Source organism: Paraburkholderia sediminicola, assembly GCF_046027825.1.
GTDB classification, from domain to species: Bacteria; Pseudomonadota; Gammaproteobacteria; order Burkholderiales; family Burkholderiaceae; genus Paraburkholderia; species Paraburkholderia sediminicola_D.
This window is the reverse complement of sequence record NZ_JAQQDU010000073.1, coordinates 23,206-43,758: the sequence shown is the minus strand read 5'-3', so window position 1 is coordinate 43,758 and position 20,553 is coordinate 23,206. Positions and strand designations below refer to the sequence as shown.

Here is a 20,553-nt window from a genome sequence, read left to right as displayed (position 1 = left end):
GTATCTGAAATTTATTTCAAGGCGCTTTTTCTATGCGCCTCGGGTCATCGACAACCGGCACTTTCACGTCGGGGGCCAGAGCACCCGCGGCCGGGGCACCGATCGTCCAATCGTGCAGCACGGTATAGGCAACCGCCAGCAACGTCGGGCCGATGAATACGCCAAGGAAGCCGAAAGCAAACGCGCCGCCCAGGATACCCAGCATCACCAGGATCAGCGGCATGTCACTACTCTTGCCGATCAGGATCGGCTTGATGACATTGTCGGACATGCCGACGACCAACACGCCCCACACGACCAGAAAGATTGCCCAACCCGTTGCGCCGCCGTGATACAGCCAGATCGCCGCGGGCAACCAGACGACAACCGGGCCGCCCGGTATCACCGATAGAAAGAACGTCGCCAGCCCAAGCAACGCCGGTGCTGGGACGCCCGCAATCCAGCAACCGAAGCCGGCAAGAACGCCTTGCACAAGGGCAGTGCCGAGAATCCCGTAGACCACGCCCTTTACCGTGCTGCCCGCCAGCGCCAGCAAATAATCGGCGCGTTCGCCGGCGATGCGCCGCATGCCCGCCTTCAGCCAGGCCGCCGCGCCTTCCCCGCCTGTATAAAAGAAGAACGCAAGCACGATACTCAGCGCCAACAAACCCAGACCGTGCGTAACGGCAATCGCAGCCGCCAGGATCCACTTGCCGGCCGGCGCCGCAAGCGCACGCATTTGCGCGATCAGTTCAGAGTTGCTACTCGTTACATTCGACCAAAACGCCTCAATGTTCGAGCCAACCAGGGGGATTCGCCCCACCCACGGCGGCAAATCCGGCAAGCCAGCCTCAAAGAGCTTTTGCACCAACGCGACGATCTCGTGAACATGCGCACCGAAAGCAAAGCCGGCATAGACGAACGGGCCAAGCACCACAATCAGAATGATGAGTACGATCAACGTTGCGGCCAGCTTCCGCCGGCCCCCGACCGCTGCGGTGAGCCGCCGGTACACGCCCCACGTGCTATAACTGAGAATGGCGCCCCACAGCAGCGCCGTCGTAAAAGGCGCTAGCACCAGCAGGGAGCCGCCCACCAATATGATCAACGCGAACACTGCAGCGAGACGTTCAATCAGTTGGTCCGATTTCACCATGAATCTCCTGTTGTGCCAGACCACAGCGACGAATAGACATACGCTTGCCAAGCGTCCATTGAAGGCAGTCAGTATAGAAGCGAGTCACGCCCCCGGGCACGTCTTATATCATCTGGTCAAGACGCCACGCAACGCGCCTGGCGGCGCGTACAGCAGGCTCATTTATCATGTGGAAACGTCCTAATCCATCTGGCATAGTCAGCCAAATAATATGGCGGCATAGAAAAGACTAGAATATAAGGTTCTGTGCACCCCAACTTCCGGATTTATGCGCTCGCGAATAGCCAAACGTCTCCCCCCCGATGCCGACAAGCTTGTCGGTCTCTCGCTCGCGCTTTTCGCGTCGGGCAGCCGCACCGAGGACCGCTTCTGGGAAGCGAAGCTCGATGCGCTGCTGGCCAAGATCGTCCGCAACGCCAACCAGACTACGCTGGACGCCGCGCTCGATCACCTGCAGCAGAATCATCCAGATGCCTACGGCGCACTCGCTGACATGGCAGAAACGCACAGCGAGTCGTTCATCGTCGATCATGAAGGCGTTCCTTACGAAGCGCTGCTGATTGCCGCGCCCGTGCTGGCATGGACTCGCTACATGATTCCTTCCGGCCCGCTCAAGACGGACGCGGCCGACGCGCTGCGTGCGCACCTGCAGGCGCACGTGCTCGCGGCCAATACGCGTGTCGCCATGGCGCCGTTCCTGTACAGCATCGATCAGTTGCCGCGTCACCACGTCGAAACCTGGCGCATTGCCCAGCAACTCGCTCAAGCAGCGATGGGTGGCGGCAACGTCAAACTCAATTTTGGCGAACTGCCGGAAACTTCGCCGATCCTGGCCGACCCGCGTTTTCTGCTGGCTGTGGTCGCGGCGCCAGTGGGCGAGCCGGCGTTTCGCTGGCAGGAAGAAGAAAACGGCAGCCGGATCGAGCGTGGCCAATGCCTCGAACAATGGGCAACGCAAGGTGGCGCCAATCTGTCGCTGGTGCTGCCCGGCTGTGAGTTCGAGTGTCTACTGCCGGATGCCTATTATTCGGCGTGCCGCGACGCCGACGAATGCGTGCGCCCTCACACGGTACGTACCGCTGTGCGCTATCTGTTCGACACCATCGGCGCGGCGCCACAGGAGTTGCGCGCCGTTGTCGCGGGCTTCGGCGAGCGCCGTATCGACGAATATCGCGTCGGCTTCACGCGCCGGGGCAGCAATGATGTGATCTACGGCGTCGTGTGGCCGCTTTATGGCCGCGAGAACGGCGAGCCCGGCATCGATGAAGAACCGCAAGAGACGCCTGCGTCAGACGACCCGCTCGAGGAAATCGTCGCATTGCTCAAGGAAACCGGTGTGACCGATGTGCGCCGCCACGCAGGGCGCTTCGAACCGGAATATTGCGATGACTGCGGTGTCCCGCTCTATGCGGACCCGCTCGGCGAAATCGTCCACGCCGAAATGCCGGAGGACGCGGAGCCCGCGCAACCGCATTTCCATTGACCCACCGGCGCCGGCGTCATTGCGCCGCACCGCGACATCAGAAAGCCCCGCCGCGTGCGGGGCTTTTTTTACGTCATTCTTCCTATGCCTTTTGGACAGGCCGTCAAAACGAAGGGAATTTGTCATGATAGTGCCGGTGGCGCATCGTAATGCGCACGGCACCCTCGCCGGCCCGCACGCATCGCGCCACCTCGCCCGATTCATCTGGAGACATGGCATGCGATTCTCAATACTCAACTCAGACGCGGAACGACGCGATGGACTCAAAGCGCTGCTGCGGCAAATCGACCGGTTAGCGCGCTTTAACGAAGCACAGGATTGGCGTCAGGTTGAGCGTACGCTCAAGCGCCTGCGGCCCGACCTGCTCGTGATCGACTGGCAGGACTGGATGTCTGTTGACGATACCCGTCATTTGCTCAGCCACTACCCGGACCTGCGCATTGCAGTGCTGACCGACGTGGTCTCACCCACTGCCGTGCGAGACTTCATGGACGAAGGTGTGCTCGGCGTGGTTCCGCGCGAAACCGACCCGTGCCTGATCGTGCGCGCTTTCGAGATGGTTCTGCTGGGCGGCCACTATGTGCCGCCCGGCGCGTTGGCGCTCGATCCTCCGCTACCGCCAGATGCCGCCATCCGGCCGTTCGATGAAAAGAATCCGCCACCGCGCCGGACCAAACTGTCCAACGGCCTGTCGCCCCGTCAGGAGCAGATCATGCGCTGCGTCCACATGGGCAGCACCAACAAGATGATCGCGCGCACGCTCGGCATTAGCGAAGGCACCGTCAAGATCCATCTGACAAGCATATTCCAGCAACTCGGAGCGCCCAATCGCGCCGCCGCGGTCGCGCTCTACAACGGCTGGCTGTCGGCTCATTTGCAAGTACTGCGCAACGATGGCGAAGGTCCGGTTCGTCCGGTAATGGGACAAGCCGGTGTGGTGCCATTGCGGCGCCGCACGCTGCGGCGCTTCCAGTATCCGTTGCCCGCGAACGACACGGCCGACACGCTGCCAATGGCAGCCGAACCGAGCACGGCTTACGGCGATGAGCCCGCCGCGCCAGCGGCGAAGCAGGACAAGCCAGGTTCGGCATAACGTCAGCCGGCGCGCGCGCGCCAGAATCGGAACACGCACTTTCTGGCAGCGTTCGCGCCGGCTGGCATGGAATCCGCTCACACCTTTTCTCGTCCAACGAGTAATATGAGATACATGGGTTTCCTCTACACACCGCTTCCGTTCTGGGTCGCTGTCGGTGGCTGGATCGCCACTGCGATAGTGGTCGCGCTCGCGCTGTGGAAAAATCCTTTCAAACGACTTCAGGACGGCACACTCCAGCATGTCTGGCTCGCGATCATCGTCGCGGTGTCGGTGCTGTGGGCGAGCAATGCGTGGCTCGACGACGGCACAGTCATGCACCTGCTCGGCGCCACGCTGGTCGTCACATTATTCGATTGGGCGCTGGCGCTGATCGCCATGGCGATCGTCACCGGTCTCGCCGCGGTCGTCTTCGACGCCCCCTGGCAGGGCATTGCGCTAACGTTCATTGTGTTCGGTGCGTTGCCTGTCGGTATCTCGACCTTGATCCAGCGCGCCAGCATCGCCTGGCTACCGCGTAACCTCTTCATGTTTATCTTCGGCCAGGGTTTTGTCTCACCCGCCATTGCCGTGTCGCTCACGGCGGCCGCGGCGCTCGGCGTTCACATCGCGCTCGCCGACGGCTCAATGACCGTGGTACCGGTCGGCTACGCGTTCAGCGTGCTTCTGCTTGCCACCGGCGAAGCCTGGTTCACGGGTATGTCGACGGCATTGATCGCGGTCTACCGTCCGGCGTGGGTCACCACGTATGATGTGCGTCGATATCGATTGGGCGGGCCTCGCACCTGACACGGGCGCGGCATCGAGCACGTATCTGCGGCAATCAGTCGTCTCGGCACATAAAGCGCCTGAGTCCATGCACCACGACAGGACAAAATATTTGTGTCAGGATTGAACTCATCCCTCGCGCCGTGCATCTTACGTGCCTCATGTCTCATTAGCGTCTAACGAACTAGATGGATCGCACCAACGTACCGCGCCGATTGCTGCGGTTGGTCGGCCGGTTAGCAACATTTGCAGCGGGTCTCTCGCTCATTTGCACTGCTCCCGCATACGCCGATCAACTCGAACAGCACAACGATCTCGTCAACAAATTTGTCAATGACATGCATGCAGACCCGCTGGTCGCGGACTGCGCCGCTCATGGCGATTTTGTTGCAAGCACATCGACCGCTTTCGACCATGTCGAATTTCCACCCAGCTCCTTCGACAGCGCGCACGCGTCGGTCACCCCCTGGAACGATTCGTTCGACGAGGGCAAGCAGCGCGTCAAGGTGGACAACATCGTTACCGTCGAGGGACTCGGTATCCCCCAGAGCGGCGGGGACCCAGCCGATCTCAAATTTCGCTGCGGCTATGTAGGCGCCCAGATGCTGGCGTTCAGCTGGAACGATCCAGTGCCGCCGGCCCGCGCGCATAGCTCCGGGTCTACGGGATCACGAGCGTCCTCGGGCAACCATAAGAGTGCGAAGGGCAAGCACTCCGCTAGCGGCAAAACAACGAAGAAAGCGACCGGCAAATCCTCGAAGGCAAGCTCGGGGAAATCTTCGCGAGCGACTTCCAGCAAGTCTGCGGGCAAGTCCTCGAGCAAATCGACCACGAAGAAGTCACCGGCGAAAAAGGCTCAATAGTGGGCAGGACTCACAGCCGCTTCAACTGACCGGCGCCGCGGGTCATGCTACCCCCCAAAAAAACGGGGCACGCACTTTCAAAGTGTGTGCCCCTTTTTTATGCAGCGTCCGGTTAGGCGAACGTCTCCACGTGCCGCAATATTGCCTGCAGCATGGCGGCGCCAAGCGACGCGCTACGTTCGCCGTTCCAACCCACCCGCTCGTCCGGCAGATTGGCGTTATCCTTGAACGGCATCTCCAACGTCAACGACAGGCAGCCGAATTCGTTGCCGATGTACTTTGAAGCCAGCTTGAGCGCATCCTCGCGATACTTGCTCGCGGCGTAGCCGTACTTATCCTGGAAGTCCGGGCTCGAATGCTTGAAGGCTTCGATGAACGCTTTCTGCTCTTCGCCCTGCCGCTCGGTGAAACCCGGCAGCATTTCGGAGCCGGCCACGAACACGTACGGCAGTGCCTCGTCGCCGTGGATATCGAAAAAGAGGTCGCAACCGGTCGCGTGAATGGCGTCACGCACCACCAGCACCTCAGGACTGCGCGCGGCGTCCGGCTCCATCCATTCGCGGTTCAGGTTCGCACCCGTCGCGTTGGTACGCAGATTGCCGTGCACGCTGCCGTCCGGATTCATGTTCGGCACGATGTAGAACACCGCGTGATCGTAGAGCTTGCGCGCCACCGGATCGCCCGCCCAATCGCCCCAACCCGCGAGGCGCTTGACGAGACCTTCGATAAACCATTCGGCCATCGTCTCGCCAGGGTGCTGGCGCGCAATCAACCAGATCTTCTTCTTGGGCGTGTCACCGGTTTGCGGGGTGCCCAGCGTCAGCAGCGACATCGGCCGGCCTTCGACGGTCTTGCCCAACTCCGTGAGCGTGGCCTGCGGCATCTGCTGAACCGCGCCGAGAAACTCCGAATGACGTTCCTCACTATACGGCTCGAAATACGCGTAGTAGATGCGGTCGAAATCCGGCGTGTGGTCGATCGTCAACACACGGCCGTCGTAAGAAGTCGGCACGCGGAACCAGTTCACCCGGTCATAGCTCGCTACCGCCTGGTAGTCGCGCCAGCCTTCCGCGAATGCGCACGCTGCGGCATTTTCGAAGGTCATCACGCAGCGCTCTCCAGCCGCGCCGGACAATCCGAAATAGAACCACTGCGCGAACTCGGCGTGGCTGTCGGGCCGCACGCGCAGACGGATGTTGCCAGCGTCTTCGCAGGCCAGCACTTCAATCGCACCTGCGTCGAAGTTGCTCGAAATCGATAACGTCATGAGATTCTTCCCTGCTTGTGTGCGCGGCAATCGCCTAGTCAGCGATGCGGCGGCGGAATACGTAAGTGGAATCATTCGAGGCTTCGGCGTCGAATGCGTAGCCTTCGGAATCGAAGTCCTTCAACTGCTCGGGCTTGTCGAGACGGTTTTCGACCGCGTAGCGCGCCATCAGACCGCGCGCGCGCTTTGCGTGGAAACTGATGATCTTGTAGCGGCCACCCTTCCAGTCTTCGAACACCGGTGTGACGATCGGCGCTTCGAGCAGCCTGGGCTTGACCGATTTGAAGTACTCGCCCGAAGCACAGTTGACCAGCACGCGCGAGGCGGCAGCACTCTTCTTCAGTTGCGCGTTCAACGCCTGCGTGATCCGCTCGCCCCAGAACGCGTAGAGATCCTTGCCGCGTGTATTGGCAAAGCGCGTGCCCATTTCCAGCCGGTACGGTTGCAGCAAATCAAGCGGGCGCAGCAGTCCATACAGGCCGGAAAGCACACGTACGTGGTTCTGTGCGTAATCCAGATCGGCCGACGACAACGTCCTGGCGTTGAAGCCTTCGTACACATCGCCATTGAACGCGAGCACCGCCTGTTTGGCGTTGTGCGTGCCAAAGCTGGGCGACCATTCTGCGTAACGCTGAAAATTGAGGTGCGCAAGCTGATCGGAAATGCTCATCAACGAACCGATCTGCTGCGGCGACAAAAGGCGCAATCCGCCGATCAATTCGGCCGCATCATCGACGAAATCGGGGATCGTGTGCTTTTTGACGTGCGGAGGGGTTTCGTAGTCGAGCGATTTCGCCGGCGACAGAACGATTATCATAGAGGCTTGCAGGCACGCCGTGCCTGGCGGTCAAAGACGAAAGCCAGATTGTAACGAATGCCCGGTTCCCATGCCTCACACAGCGCTTTGCGCGTCGTCCTCGATTCCAACGTATGGATCGATATTCTCGTGTTCGACGATCCCCACACGCGGCCGATCCGCGCCGCACTCGAACGTGGCACGCTGGCCGCGCTGATCGACGCGCGCTGCCTTGCCGAACTCGCCTACGTGCTCGACTATCCGCAATTCGTGCATCGCAATGTCGACAAGACGGCGGCGCTTGCCGTCGTTGCACGCCTTTCGCAATTGGTCGAACCCGCTGCACCCGCGGAGGATGCCAGGCCGTTACCGAAATGCAAAGACCGCGACGACCAGAAATTCCTCGAGCTCGCGCACGCCGCACAGGCCGACTGGCTGGTATCGAAAGACCGCGCGGTGTTGAAACTCGCCAAACGGATTGCGCGTGACTTCGGCTTCCAGATCGCACAGCCGGCACCGTTCGTCAGCGCCTGCGTGACAATCGCTGACGAGCCCGCGCCCGTATGACCCCTGGCCGGATGGCCAACGTCGGGCCGGCCGCGCGCACGCAGCGCCGCGATTCCCTACAATCAGGCTTCGTCCTTTTCGAACGACGCCCCCTGTCAATTTCGCCAACTCACCCGACCACGCTCCGGACAGCGCCATGAATGCACCGCACGACACGCCCATGAGTCCCTCGTTTCCGTCCCGCCTGCCGGATGTCGGCACGACGATTTTCACCGTGATGAGTGCGCTCGCCGCCGAAAAAGGCGCGGTGAATCTCGGTCAGGGCTTTCCCGACTTCGGCTGCGACCCCCGCATTGTCGACGCGGTCGCGAACGCCATGCGCGACGGCCACAATCAATACCCGCCAATGGCCGGTGCCGCACCGCTGCGTCAGGCGATTTCGGACAAGATCGCAAACCTGTACGGCCGCCGCTACGACGCCACCAGCGAAATCACCGTGACAGCAGGCGCCACGCAGGCGCTGCTGACCGCGATTCTCTGCACCGTGCATCCGGGCGACGAAGTAATCGTGATCGAGCCGAACTACGACAGCTACGTGCCGTCGATCGAGCTGGCCGGCGGCAAGCCGGTATTCGTCACGCTCGAAGCGCCGGACTACACAATCCCGTTCGACAAGCTTGCCGCCGCGATCACGCCGAAAACACGGCTCCTGCTGATCAACACGCCGCACAACCCGACCGGTACGGCCTGGCGCGCGGAAGACATGCGCAAGCTCGAAGAAATCGTGCGTGGCACCAACGTGCTGATTCTGTCGGACGAGGTGTACGAGCACATGGTGTACGACGGCGCGCCGCACGAAAGCGTGGCGCGTTACCCCGAACTGGCGCAGCGCAGTTTCGTGGTGTCGAGCTTCGGCAAGACCTATCACGTCACCGGCTGGAAGGTCGGCTACGTAGCCGCGCCCGCCGCGCTCACGGCCGAATTCCGCAAAGTGCACCAGTTCAACGTGTTCACGGTGAACACGCCGATGCAGGTCGGCCTCGCGGACTACATGAAGGATCCGGCACCGTATCTGGACCTCCCCGCGTTTTATCAGAAGAAACGCGATTTCTTCCGCGCCGGCCTCGCGAATTCGCGCTTCAAGCTGTTGCCTTGCACCGGCACATACTTCCAGTGCGTCGACTATTCGGCGATCAGCGATTTGCCCGAAGCCGAATTTGCGCAATGGCTGACCGGCGAGATCGGGGTCGCGGCAATTCCGGTGTCGGCGTTCTATCACGAGGCACATGAATCAGGCGTAGTGCGCTTCTGCTTTGCCAAGCAGGAAGCCACCCTCGCCTCCGCGCTCGACCGGCTGGCGCGGCTCTAGGACGCCCCGCGCGATGCTGCGAACGAACCCACGTTCCTCGCCATCGCGCGCAGCGGCCCACGCGTGCGTTGCACGCCCGATTTCATGTCACCCGCACTACACTCGCGCGTCAGGCCGGACGCGAGGCCGCGATGTACGCCTTACGATCGTCGGTCACGCGCTGCGCGGCCGGCCGGGCGTTGATCGCCTTCAGATAGCTTTTCCAGTCCACGCCGGCGTCGAGCAGCAAATCGCGGCCGTAGATGGTCTGCGTCGCCATGCCCACCAGCGGCAAACTCACAAAACCCGCTGCGTCGGCGACACTGAAACGCTCGCCGCGCAAATACGGCCCGAACTTCGCAATCCGCTTGAAGCCGGTAATGTGATGGGCGAGCAGCTTCTCGACGCGCGCCTTGGTCGCGTCAGTCACGGTGCCGCCAAAGAATGCTTCCTTGTAGAGATTGCGCGCGGTCAGTTCGAGATGCACATCCACGAACATGATCAACTCGCGCTCCTTGGCCGCTTCCCATGGGTCAGCAGAGAAAATCGCCTTGTCGGGGAAACGCGCGGCCAGGTACTCGACGATGCTTTGCGATTCGCACAGATCGCCGTGCTCGGTCTGGATATAGGGGACCTTGCCGAGCGGAGAATGCTCGAGCATCGTCTCTTCCTGGCTCGGCAGCACGAACACTTCCTCGAACGGAATGCCGTGTTCGAGAAGCACGAACTTCACCTTGTTGTAATAGTTAGAAAGCGCGAAGCCGCACAGTTTGATCATCGGGTGTCTCCTTCCTTCGGGTTGTTTGAGACCGCTCGTCAAAAACAAAGCAGCGGCCTGCGATCAATCATCCAGTAAATTGCACGATCGTGCTATTCTAAAATAACCATGGAGTCGAGCATCACAATGACCTCTCGCAATTTCAGTATCGAGACTATCGGCATTGTCGGAACCGGTGCAATGGGCCGCGGCATCGCCCAGATTGCCGCACTGGCGGGCCTCACCGTGCGTCTTTACGACACCAACCCCGCTGCGATCGGCACCGCGCGCGACTACCTCGCCGAGACTTTCGCCAAATTAACCGCCAAAGGCAAGCTCGACCAGGCCCGCTCGCTCGCCGCGCTGGCTAACGTGAGCGGCGCGCAGGTCATCGGCGATCTGGCCGATTGCGATATGGTGGTCGAGGCGATCGTCGAAAAACTCGACGTGAAACAGGCCCTCTTTCGCGAGCTCGAAACGGTGGTGAGCGGCCGTTGCGTGCTGGCGTCGAACACCTCGTCGTTGTCGATTACGGCGATTGCGGCCGGCTGCACAAATCCGTCACGCGTGGCCGGCTATCACTTCTTCAATCCGGTTCCGCTCATGAAGGTCGTCGAAGTGATCGACGGCCTGCGCAGCGATCCCGCCGTCGGCGACGCGCTGATGGACCTCGCGCGCCGCATGGGTCACACGCCGGTGCGCGCGAAAGACATGCCTGGCTTCATCGTCAATCATGCCGGTCGCGGTATGAACACAGAAGGCCTGCGTGTCGCGGGTGAAGGCGTTGCGAGCTTCGCCGACATCGATCGCATCATGCGCGAGCAGGCGGGCTTCCGCCTCGGGCCGTTCGAACTGCTGGATCTGACCGCGCTCGACGTCTCGCACCCGGTGATGGAATCGATCTATCACCAGTTCTATGAAGAACCGCGCTTCACGCCCTCGCCTATCACGGGTACGCGACTCGCGGGCGGGCTGATCGGCCGCAAAACGGGCGAAGGCTTCTACCGCTACGAAGAAGGCAAGCAGCAAGTGCCCGCCGAAGCGCCCGCGCCGACTGAACTGCCGCACAGCGTGTGGGTCAGCAAGCGTTATCCGCACGCGCATGAAGCGGTCGTGCAACTCATCGCCAAAGCCGGCGTAAAGCTCGACGAAGGCGCCGCACCCGCAGCAGACTCGCTGATCGTCGTGACACCATTCGGTCATGACGCAACCACCGCCGCCGTCGACGAAGCGCTCGATGCAACGCGCGTTGTCGCTATCGACACCCTATTCCCGCTGGCCGCCGCGCAGCGACGCACGCTCATGACGACGCCCGCCACCAGCCGCGCCGCACGCGAGACCGCGCACGCGCTATTTGCCGCCGACGGCGTTCCCGTCACCGTGATCCGCGACTCGACCGGCTTCGTCGCGCAACGCGTGGTGGCAACGATCGTCAACATCGGCTGCGACATTGCGCAAAAACAGATCGCGACGCCGGACGATATCGACCTCGCCGTGACGCTCGGCCTTGGCTACCCACGCGGACCGCTCGCACTCGGCGACGCGCTCGGCGCGAAAACGATCCTCACCATCTTGCGCAATATATTCAGCGTGCTCGGCGACCCGCGCTACCGTCCATCCCCTTGGCTTGCAAGGCGAGCGCAACTTGGTCTGTCGCTGACACAACGCGACGCAGCCGACACTCAAACGGAGACTCAACAATGAGCGCCGAACTTCTCACCTCGCGCCCGACTGAAAGCGAATCGACGCTGGTCCTCACGCTGTCGAACCCCGGCGCACGCAATGCGTTGCATCCGGACATGTATGCCGCGGGCATCGAAGCGCTCGATTCGGCGGAGCGCGATCCGTCGATCCGCGCCATCGTGATTACCGGCGCAGACAATTTCTTTTGTGCCGGCGGCAATCTGAACCGCTTGCTGGAAAACCGTGCAAAAGATCCGTCGGTGCAGGCGGAGAGCATCGATCTGCTCGGCGAATGGATTTCGGCGCTGCGCCTGTCGTCGAAGCCGGTGATCGCCGCCGTTGATGGCGCCGCTGCCGGCGCGGGGTTTTCGCTAGCGCTCGCGTGCGATCTGATCGTCGCCGCCGAAGACGCCAAGTTCGTCATGTCGTATGCGCGCGTTGGTCTCACACCGGATGGCGGCGGCTCGTGGTTTCTCGCGCGGGCGTTACCGCGTCAACTGGCGACCGAGGTGCTGATCGAAGGCAAACCGATCGGCGCCACGCGTCTGCACGACCTCGGCGTGGTCAACAAACTGGCGAAGACCGGCGCAGTACGCGACGCCGCGGTCGCCTGGGCTGACGAGCTCGGCAAGATTTCGCCGAATTCGGTCGCGCGCATCAAGGGGCTTATCGGCGCGGCCGGCGCACAACCGCTCGCTGAACATCTGGTTGCCGAACGCGACGGCTTCGTCGCATCCCTGCATCATCGCGACGGTCTCGAAGGAATTTCCGCGTTCCTCGAAAAACGCGCTCCAGTCTACAAGTGAACATAAGAAACCGAAGGGACGATGCCTGAATACCAACTCCCCAAGCGCCGCCGCATCTTCCTGATGCGTCACGGCGACGTGACCTACTTCGACGACAGCGGCCGCGCGATCGATCCTGAAACCGTGCCGTTGAACGCGAACGGCCGCGAGCAGGCAAGCGCAGCAGGCCGAGCGTTCGCCGAGCAGCACGTGCGGTTCGATCGGGTGATTGTGAGCGGCTTGCCGCGCACAGTCGAAACCGCGCAGCGCGTATTGGCCGAGACCGGTCAGCAGATCGAACTCGAAATCGAGCCTGCATGGCAGGAAATTCGCGGCGGCAAGCTTGGCAACATTCCGTTGCAGGATATCGAAGCAGCATTTCTCGGCGTGTTCGACGGCATCGTGCCGGAAAGCACGCGTTTTCTCGACGGCGAAACCATCGGCGCGTTGTTCGACCGCGTGTTGCCCGCGGTGGCGGCGTTGCGCGAGGACACGTCGTGGGACACCGCGTTGCTGGTGCTGCACGGCGGCGTGAATCGCGCGATTCTGTCCCACGCGCTCACCGCCGGCGGCCGCACTTTCTTCGGCCATCTGGCGCAGGCCACCGGTTGCATCAACGCGCTCGACGTCGGTGCCGAGCCGCGCGACTGGGTGCTGCGCACGATCAACTATTCACCGCCGTCGCCGCTCCATCGCGACGTTCGCAATACCACGATGGAAATGCTCTACGCACAATTCATTCAATACAAGCGTAGCTGAACCCGAACTGGAGGAGACATATGGTGCAAGCCACACAGAACGGCGAACCAGAACACAAACCGGATTATTCGGCCTTCGAGGGCACGCGCCCGGTCAACGAGCGGCAACGCTTTGACAGTGACGCGCTCGCCACGTGGCTAGCCCAGCATGTCGACGGATTCTCCGGCCCGCTCACGCTGGAGCAATTCGCCGGCGGCCAGTCCAACCCCACCTTCAAACTCGTGACGCCATCGCGCTCGTACGTGATGCGCGCCAAGCCCGGGCCGGCCGCGAAGCTACTGCCCTCAGCGCACGCCGTCGAACGCGAATACCGCGTGATGCATGCGCTTGCCGATACCGACGTGCCGGTCGCGAACATGCTCGCCTTGTGCGACGACGAAAGCGTGATCGGCCGGGCGTTCTACGTGATGGAGTTCGTCGAGGGCCGCGTGCTGTGGGACCAGTCTTTGCCTGGCATGACGCCGGCGGAACGCACGGCGATTTACGACGAAATGAATCGCGTGATCGCCGCACTGCATACCGTCGACGTCACATCAATCGGTCTTGCCGACTACGGCAAACCGGGCAACTACTTCGCACGTCAGATCGGCCGCTGGAGCAAGCAGTACATTGCGTCCGAAACCGAACCGATCGACGCGATGCAGCGCCTGATCGAATGGCTGCCGCACCATATGCCGGCGGAAACGGGTGAGCGCACCTCGGTTGTGCATGGCGACTACCGGCTCGACAACCTGATCTTCCACCCCAACGAGCCACGCGTACTGGCCGTACTCGACTGGGAGCTGTCCACACTCGGTGACCCGCTCGCCGACTTCGCCTATCACTGCATGGCGTGGCACGTCGATCCGGCGCAATTCCGCGGCATTGCGGGTCTCGACTGGGCAGCCCTCGGCATTCCCGACGAAGCGCAGTATGTCGAGCGCTATTGCAAGCGCACCGGCTTCGAGATCCACGGCGACTGGAATTTCTACCTGGCGTACAACATGTTCCGCATCGCCGCGATCCTGCAAGGGATCATGAAGCGAGTGGTCGACGGCACGGCGGCCAGCGCTCAGGCGCTCGATGCCGGCAGTCGTGCGAAGCCCATGGCAGAACTCGCCTGGCGCTACGCACAGAAGGTACGGTAAGCCAATCGGCGCGCTGAATCGCGCGCCTGAACCAACGTCATTCGTCATCCGCGAGGTCATACATGAATTTCGATTACACCCCGAAGGTTCAGGCACTGCGCGAGAAACTGCTCGCCTTCTTCGACGAACACATCTATCCAAACGAGCAGGCGTTCTACGCCGAAATCGCGCGCAATCGCCAGAACGGCAACGCATGGCTGCCGACCGAACTGATCGAACAACTGAAACACAAGGCGCGCGATGCCGGTTTGTGGAACCTGTTCCTGCCTGAATCGGTACGCGGCGCCGGTCTGACGAATCTTGAGTACGCGCCGCTGTGCGAGATCATGGGCCGCGTGCCCTGGGCGCCGGAAGTGTTCAATTGCAACGCGCCCGACACCGGCAACATGGAAACGATCGAGCGCTACGGCAGTGAAGACAACAAACGCGAATGGCTCGAACCGCTCCTGCAAGGGCACATCCGTTCGGCGTTTCTGATGACCGAGCCGGAAGTGGCCTCGTCGGACGCGACCAATATCCAGACGAGCATCGTGCGCGATGGCGACACCTACGTGATCAACGGTCACAAGTGGTGGTCGTCCGGTGCGGGAGATCCGCGCTGCAAGATCTACATCGTGATGGGCAAGACCGACCCTGACGCGCCACGCCATGCACAGCAATCAATGATTCTGGTCCCCGCCGATGCTACCGGCATCACCGTGCACCGCCCGCTCACCGTATTCGGCTACGACGACGCGCCGCACGGCCACATGGAAATCACGCTCGACAACGTGCGCGTGCCGGCCTCCAACATGCTGCTCGGCGAAGGACGCGGCTTCGAAATCGCCCAGGGCCGCCTCGGACCGGGACGCATCCACCACTGCATGCGTTTGATCGGCCTCGCCGAACGCGCGCTCGAACTCATGGCGAAACGCTCCATGCAACGCGTCGCTTTCGGTAAGCCCGTTGCGGCGCAAGGTGTCACACAGGAGCGCATGGCCGAGGCGCGTTGCATGATTGAACAGGCGCGTCTGCTGACGCTGAAGACCGCATACATGATGGACACGGTCGGCAACAAGGGCGCGCGCGGCGAGATCGCCATGATCAAGGTGGTCGCGCCGAATATGGCTTGCCAGGTGATCGATTGGGCGATCCAGGCGCATGGAGGTGGCGGCGTCAGCGACGATTTTCCGCTCGCATATGCGTATGCATCCGCGCGGACGCTACGCTTCGCCGATGGCCCGGACGAAGTGCACCGCAACGCGATCGCGAAACTCGAACTGGCGCGCTATATGGATGCGGGTGCTGCGGCTCGCGTGGAGACGCCGATTACACGGTCTTGAACGTTTGATCGCCTGAGCGGACGTTCGAGCTTAGCTTCGCGGCGTTTGATTGCGCCCCGAGGTCGAGACTGGCTCATGGTGGCACGGCCAGCAGCATCGTTCGATCTGTGCTCTAATTTTTGTCAATTGCGGCGCCCTCTGCGGCGCCACTTTCACAAAACAAAGGAGCCAGGATGATCGACGTCTATAGCTGGGCCACCCCGAACGGCCACAAGGTTCATATCATGCTCGAGGAAACGGGCCTCGCGTACACGGTGCATGGCGTCGATATCGGCGCGGGTGACCAGTTCAAAGCCGAATTCCTCGCCATTAGCCCTAACAACAAGATTCCGGCGATCACCGATTCCGAAGGTCCGGAAGAAGCCGACGGCAAGCCGTTTGCGCTATTCGAATCGGGCGCGATTCTGATTTATCTTGCCGAGAAAACCGGCAAATTCCTGCCGACCGATCCAGCTAAACGCTATGCGACGCTGCAATGGCTGATGTTCCAGATGGGCGGCATCGGCCCGATGCTTGGACAAACGCATCATTTCCGCGTTTACGCGCCGGAACCGATTGAATACGCGATCAACCGCTACACGAACGAGACCCGTCGTCTGTACGGTGTGATGGACACGCAACTCGGCAAGACGCAGTACCTTGCCGGCAATGACTACACGATCGCTGACATCGCCGCGTTTCCGTGGACACGTTCGTGGCAAAACCAGGGTATCGAACTGGACACGTTTCCGAATGTGAAGCGGTGGCACGAAGAAATTGCCGCGCGTCCGGCAGTGGTACGCGGTGTTGAAGTGCTGGCATCGGCCCGCAAGCCGCTCATGGACGATAAGGCTAAAGAGATGCTGTTCGGTGCGACGCAGTACGCGAAGCGGTAGTCGTGCCGTCGTCCCGTGGCATCGACGTCTGTTCGCACTGACGTTGAAATTGAAATTGACCGCAGCACTCGCATCCGTAGAGGCGTCGACATAAAAAAGCGCGAGATGGCATCACTGCCACTCGCGCTTTTTTTGCCAACCGGTCGGCTATGACCGGTTAGAAATAGTGCCGCGTGATGAACTCCGCGACACATACCGGCCGCTCGCCGCCCTGCCGCTCCAGCGTCACGTTCCACTCAACCTGTACACCGGCGTTTTCGATGTCGGTGACGGATTCAACCGCGAACCGTGCGCGCAGTTGCGAGCCAACCAGAACCGGCGACGTGAAGCGCACGCGATTCAATCCGTAATTGACGCCCATGCGCTGCTTGAGCGCCACCGTCTTTCCGAGCAGCGCCGGAATGAACGACAGCGTCATGAACCCATGCGCGACCGGACCACCGAACGGCGACTCACGCCGCGCCCGCTCGGGGTCGACGTGAATCCATTGATGATCGCCGGTGGCCTCGGCGAAACGATCGACGCTCGCTTGATCGACCGTCAGCCAGTCGCTAACCAGCGATTCGGCGCCAACCAGCGCACGCAACGCCGCTGCATCGCCAAACGTTGCGGCGGGCACCGCGCTGCTGGTCGTCATGACGCGACTCCCGGAATGCGTAGTCCGAACAACCCTTTGGAGCGCACAGTAACCACCGTTTCGCCGTGCTGGTTGATGCCTTCCCACTGCGTCGACACGATGCCGCGATCCGGCTTACTCGCTGAAACGCGCTTGTCGAGTACGGTGTTCGTCATCGTGATCGTGTCACCGACGCGCACCGGCTTCAACCAGCGGATCTCGTCGATACCGGGCGAGCCCATTGACGTGGAACCCGCAATCGCGTTGCGCACCAGCATGCCCATCATGACCGAACAGGTGTGCCAACCGCTTGCGATCAGTCCGCGAAACGGCGACTCCGCGGCTGCAGCCTCGTCCACGTGAAATGGTTGCGGATCGAACTTCTCCGCGAACTCGACAATCTCTTCACGCGTAAAAGTATGCTTGCCGATTTCGGTAGTCGTGCCGACTACCATGTCCTCGTAACTCCGAACCATCGTCACACCTCTTTTCTATCCGATTCGACCGGTTGATCAGGCTTCGGCGGTGACAAATCCCGGCAGCGCGGCGAACCGCGCAAGATGGTGATCGACATCGCCCAATGTGGTTTCGATGATAGCAAGACGTTTGAACAGATGCGCTGCCGCCACTTCATTCGTGACGCCCATGCCGCCGTGCAATTGAACCGCCTGCTGACCGACGAAACGGGCGGCCTGACCGACCCGCGCCTTCGCCGCGGAAACCGCGCGGCGACGTTCATCGGCGTCTGCGCTCGTGTAACGCACGGCCGCGAGATACGTGACCGAACGCGCCTGCTCGGCGTGAATCAACATCTCGACCATGCGATGCTGCAAGGCCTGAAAACGCGCGATGGGCTGACCGAACTGTTGGCGCGTTTTGGTGTACTCGAGCGTTGCGTGGTTCAGTGCGTCGAGCGCGCCGACCGCTTCTGCACACAACAATACCGTGCCGTAGTCCGCGATGTGCTCGAGGGCCGCAGCACCAGCGTGTTTGCCGGCGAGCTGGCGGGCCGGCGTGCTATCGAACTGGAGTGTCGCGGCGCGCTGGCCGTCGATCGTGCGGTAGTCGGTGACTTTGACGCCGGCCGCATCGCGGGCGACCACAAAGAGCGCGATCTCGCCATTCAACCGCGCCGGCACGATCCAGTAATCCGCTTGTGCCCCATGCAGCACAACCGACTTCGTACCGGTCAGCGTATGCTTATCGCCCTGCCTGTTCGCAACGGTCTCGACCTCGAACAGATCGTAGCGTGCGTGCGGCTCGTGAAATGCCACCGCGAGCTTGATCTCGCCCTGAGCCACGCGTTCGAGCAGCGCAACGTCTTCGCCCTGCCCGGCGCCCGCAATCCGGAGTGCTTCGACACCCACCGCAGTCGCCCAATACGGCTCGAGCACCAAAGCACGGCCAAGCTCCTGCATGACCACCAGCATATCGATCGGGCTGCCGTTAAAGCCGCCCTGCGCTTCCGGCACCGGCAAGGCGGTCAGACCCAGTTCGGTAAAAGCTGCCCAGTGCGCGTCCGATACACCGGATTCCGATTGCACGATCGCCTGGCGCGCTTCGAATCCGTAGCTCTTGTCCAGATAGCGGCGCAGCGCGTCAGCGAATTGCTGTTGTTCGTCGTTGAAAGTGAAGTCCATGCGCCGCTCCTCAGAGTCCGAGAATCATCTGCGCGATGATGTTCTTTTGAATTTCGTTCGAGCCGCCGTAAATCGACGTCTTACGGAAGTTGAAGTAGTACGCGGCCAGCGGCGCCGCATCATCGTCACCGGCGAGGCTATGTTCGCGTTCGCCTTCCAGGAATGGCACGTCAAACGGTGCGGCCAGCGGCCCGACCGCTTCGAACATCAGTTCGGTTAGCGCTTGCTGCACTTCCGTGCCCTTGATCTTGAGCATCGAGGCTTCCGGTCCAGGCCCACGTCCGCCCGTTTCATTGGCGACCACGCGTTGCACGGTAACTTCGAGCGCCATCAGTTCGATCTCGAGGTTCGCGACTTTCGCGGCGAACACCGGATCTTGCAGCAACGGTTTGCCGTTCTTCTTCTGCTCCAGCGCGAGGCGCTTCAGGAAGACGAGTTCGCGCTTCGATTGCCCGACGCGCGCGATACCCGTACGCTCGTGCCCAAGCAGGTACTTCGCATAGGTCCAGCCACGATTCTCCTCGCCGACCAGATTGTCGACCGGCACCTTCACGTCTTCGAAAAAGACTTCGTTGACTTCGTGGTCTTCGTCGAGCGTGATGATCGGGCGCACGGTTATACCGGGGGTTTTCATGTCGATCAGCAGGAACGAGATGCCCTCCTGCTTTTTCGCGCCGCTGTCGGTACGCACGAGGCAGAACATCATGTCGGCGTATTGGCCCAGCGTAGTCCAGGTTTTCTGGCCGTTGACTGCGTAGTGATCGCCAACGCGCTCGGCACGCGTGCGCAGCGAGGCCAGGTCGGAACCGGAGCCCGGTTCGGAGTAACCCTGACACCACCAGTCTGTACCGTCGAGAATGCGCGGCAGATAGTGGCGCTTCTGCGCCTCATTGCCGTACTTCATCAGCACGGGCGCCACCATCGAGACGCCGAACGGCAGCACGGACGGCGCACCGATACGCGCGCACTCTTCGTCCCAGATATGCCGTTGGGTCGCGTCCCAGCCTGGGCCGCCGTATTCTTTCGGCCACGCGATGACCGACCAGCCGCGCGTCCCGAGCAGCTTGTGCCAGCCAGCGAAGTCTTCGCGATTCAGACGCTTGTGGTTGAGTACTTTGTCGCTCAGCTCGCGAGGCAGATTCGCTTCGAGCCAAGCGCGGATGTCGGCGCGGAACGCGTCGTCAGCGGGGGAATAGTCCAGATTCATGCGTCGTGTCTCCTGGCCGCAACCGCCCGCTGCCAGTGAGCCACTGCGCTATTGCAGCGGTTCCTTCAAGGCAGCCGGGACCGGCAGCGGCATCACTTCGATGCCTTCTTCGACCAAGGCTTTCGCGTCTTCCGGTGTCGTGACACCGCGAATATTGCGTGCGGGCGCTTCGTTGTAGTGAATGCGCCGTGCTTCCTCGGCGAAGCGGTCGCCCACGTTCTCAGTCTTTTCCAGTACCTCGCGCAGGGCACGCATAACGCGCGCCTGCATTTCTCCCGTATCCGCAGGGGCTTTCGCTTCGGTCGCACCCGACAGATTCAGGCGCGGCGCCGACGGCAAACGGCTTACTTCATTCGCACCGCAGATCGGACATTCGACGAGCTTGCGGGACTGCTGCGACTCGAAGTCATCAGCCGAAGCGAACCAGCCTTCGAACCGATGGCCATGCGGACACTGTAAATCGAGGACCTTCATGTGGAATCAGGGCTTGCGTGCCAGTTTAGCGCAAAATGGAAATTTGTG

21 protein-coding genes are annotated in these 20,553 nt (G+C 61.6%); 12 read left to right on the top strand and 9 right to left on the bottom strand.

The window, feature by feature from the left end; all coding sequences use genetic code 11:
* Positions 1-16 precede the first annotated feature (16 nt).
* Positions 17-1,132 (bottom strand): AI-2E family transporter, encoded by a 1,116-nt coding sequence (locus tag PQQ96_RS30705; RefSeq protein WP_408299556.1) that lies wholly within the window; start codon positions 1,130-1,132, stop codon positions 17-19.
* A gap of 271 nt (positions 1,133-1,403) precedes the next feature.
* On the opposite strand from PQQ96_RS30705, the gene PQQ96_RS30700 reads away from it, so the two are divergent.
* The 4 genes from PQQ96_RS30700 to PQQ96_RS30685 all read left to right on the top strand — a co-directional run bounded on the left by PQQ96_RS30700 (position 1,404) and on the right by PQQ96_RS30685 (position 5,342).
* The gene (locus PQQ96_RS30700) at positions 1,404-2,618 is read left to right on the top strand and encodes a DUF2863 family protein (protein WP_408299552.1); all 1,215 of its coding nucleotides are present in this window, start codon (positions 1,404-1,406) and stop codon (positions 2,616-2,618) included.
* A gap of 217 nt (positions 2,619-2,835) precedes the next feature.
* Positions 2,836-3,711 (top strand): LuxR C-terminal-related transcriptional regulator, encoded by an 876-nt coding sequence (locus PQQ96_RS30695; RefSeq protein WP_408299550.1) that lies wholly within the window; start codon positions 2,836-2,838, stop codon positions 3,709-3,711.
* Between the two features lie 114 nt (positions 3,712-3,825).
* Positions 3,826-4,500: an energy-coupling factor ABC transporter permease gene (locus PQQ96_RS30690; RefSeq protein ID WP_408299554.1), complete on the top strand. Its 675-nt coding sequence runs from the start codon at positions 3,826-3,828 to the stop codon at positions 4,498-4,500.
* 167 nt (positions 4,501-4,667) lie between these two features.
* Complete coding sequence (locus PQQ96_RS30685; RefSeq protein ID WP_408299548.1) at positions 4,668-5,342, top strand: BspC domain-containing protein; 675 nt, start codon at positions 4,668-4,670, stop codon at positions 5,340-5,342.
* 112 nt (positions 5,343-5,454) lie between these two features.
* Here PQQ96_RS30685 and PQQ96_RS30680 read toward each other — a convergent pair whose 3' ends face one another.
* Together PQQ96_RS30680 and yaaA are read right to left on the bottom strand one after the other, a co-directional pair.
* Complete coding sequence (locus tag PQQ96_RS30680) at positions 5,455-6,609, bottom strand: M14 family metallopeptidase (RefSeq protein ID WP_408299546.1); 1,155 nt, start codon at positions 6,607-6,609, stop codon at positions 5,455-5,457.
* A 34-nt stretch (positions 6,610-6,643) separates the two neighbouring features.
* The gene (gene yaaA, locus PQQ96_RS30675) at positions 6,644-7,426 is read right to left on the bottom strand and encodes a peroxide stress protein YaaA (RefSeq protein ID WP_408299544.1); all 783 of its coding nucleotides are present in this window, start codon (positions 7,424-7,426) and stop codon (positions 6,644-6,646) included.
* Positions 7,427-7,483: 57 nt separating this feature from the next.
* Here yaaA and PQQ96_RS30670 point away from each other — a divergent pair, with 57 nt between their 5' ends.
* Together PQQ96_RS30670 and PQQ96_RS30665 are read left to right on the top strand one after the other, a co-directional pair.
* Positions 7,484-7,972: a putative toxin-antitoxin system toxin component, PIN family gene (locus PQQ96_RS30670; protein ID WP_408299542.1), complete on the top strand. Its 489-nt coding sequence runs from the start codon at positions 7,484-7,486 to the stop codon at positions 7,970-7,972.
* A 136-nt stretch (positions 7,973-8,108) separates the two neighbouring features.
* Complete coding sequence (locus PQQ96_RS30665) at positions 8,109-9,281, top strand: pyridoxal phosphate-dependent aminotransferase (protein WP_408299540.1); 1,173 nt, start codon at positions 8,109-8,111, stop codon at positions 9,279-9,281.
* Between the two features lie 109 nt (positions 9,282-9,390).
* On the opposite strand, the gene PQQ96_RS30660 is transcribed toward PQQ96_RS30665, so the two are convergent.
* A complete protein-coding gene (locus PQQ96_RS30660) occupies positions 9,391-10,038 on the bottom strand; it encodes a glutathione S-transferase family protein (RefSeq protein ID WP_408299538.1) in 648 nt (215 codons plus the stop codon).
* Positions 10,039-10,164: 126 nt separating this feature from the next.
* Here PQQ96_RS30660 and PQQ96_RS30655 point away from each other — a divergent pair, with 126 nt between their 5' ends.
* The 6 genes from PQQ96_RS30655 (at position 10,165) to PQQ96_RS30630 (ending at position 16,568) form a co-directional block, all read left to right on the top strand.
* Positions 10,165-11,721, top strand: a complete 1,557-nt coding sequence (locus PQQ96_RS30655) for a 3-hydroxyacyl-CoA dehydrogenase (RefSeq protein ID WP_408299537.1) — start codon at positions 10,165-10,167, stop codon at positions 11,719-11,721.
* Positions 11,718-12,506, top strand: a complete 789-nt coding sequence (locus PQQ96_RS30650) for an oxepin-CoA hydrolase, alternative type (protein ID WP_408299535.1) — start codon at positions 11,718-11,720, stop codon at positions 12,504-12,506. The genes PQQ96_RS30655 and PQQ96_RS30650 overlap by 4 nt, the downstream gene beginning before the upstream one ends.
* Positions 12,507-12,527: 21 nt before the next feature.
* Positions 12,528-13,244, top strand: coding sequence for a histidine phosphatase family protein (locus PQQ96_RS30645; RefSeq protein WP_408299533.1), 717 nt, complete (start codon positions 12,528-12,530; stop codon positions 13,242-13,244).
* 20 nt (positions 13,245-13,264) lie between these two features.
* On the top strand, positions 13,265-14,371 hold the full coding sequence (locus PQQ96_RS30640) for a phosphotransferase (protein ID WP_408299531.1): 1,107 nt from the start codon (positions 13,265-13,267) through the stop codon (positions 14,369-14,371).
* 62 nt (positions 14,372-14,433) lie between these two features.
* On the top strand, positions 14,434-15,693 hold the full coding sequence (locus PQQ96_RS30635; RefSeq protein WP_408299529.1) for an acyl-CoA dehydrogenase family protein: 1,260 nt from the start codon (positions 14,434-14,436) through the stop codon (positions 15,691-15,693).
* A gap of 173 nt (positions 15,694-15,866) precedes the next feature.
* Positions 15,867-16,568, top strand: a complete 702-nt coding sequence (locus tag PQQ96_RS30630; protein WP_408299527.1) for a glutathione binding-like protein — start codon at positions 15,867-15,869, stop codon at positions 16,566-16,568.
* A gap of 157 nt (positions 16,569-16,725) precedes the next feature.
* On the opposite strand, the gene PQQ96_RS30625 is transcribed toward PQQ96_RS30630, so the two are convergent.
* The 5 genes from PQQ96_RS30625 to PQQ96_RS30605 are packed head-to-tail and all read right to left on the bottom strand — an operon-like array spanning position 16,726 to position 20,505.
* The gene (locus tag PQQ96_RS30625; RefSeq protein ID WP_408299525.1) at positions 16,726-17,205 is read right to left on the bottom strand and encodes a MaoC family dehydratase; all 480 of its coding nucleotides are present in this window, start codon (positions 17,203-17,205) and stop codon (positions 16,726-16,728) included.
* Entirely contained in the window at positions 17,202-17,660 is a 459-nt protein-coding gene (locus tag PQQ96_RS30620) for a MaoC family dehydratase (RefSeq protein ID WP_408299523.1), read from the bottom strand. Before PQQ96_RS30620 ends, PQQ96_RS30625 begins: the two co-directional genes overlap by 4 nt.
* A 36-nt stretch (positions 17,661-17,696) precedes the next feature.
* Positions 17,697-18,824 (bottom strand): acyl-CoA dehydrogenase family protein, encoded by a 1,128-nt coding sequence (locus PQQ96_RS30615; RefSeq protein WP_408299521.1) that lies wholly within the window; start codon positions 18,822-18,824, stop codon positions 17,697-17,699.
* A 10-nt stretch (positions 18,825-18,834) separates the two neighbouring features.
* Positions 18,835-20,031, bottom strand: coding sequence for an acyl-CoA dehydrogenase family protein (locus tag PQQ96_RS30610; RefSeq protein WP_408299519.1), 1,197 nt, complete (start codon positions 20,029-20,031; stop codon positions 18,835-18,837).
* Between the two features lie 48 nt (positions 20,032-20,079).
* The gene (locus tag PQQ96_RS30605; RefSeq protein WP_408299517.1) at positions 20,080-20,505 is read right to left on the bottom strand and encodes a DUF1178 family protein; all 426 of its coding nucleotides are present in this window, start codon (positions 20,503-20,505) and stop codon (positions 20,080-20,082) included.
* Between the last annotated feature and the right edge of the window lie 48 nt (positions 20,506-20,553).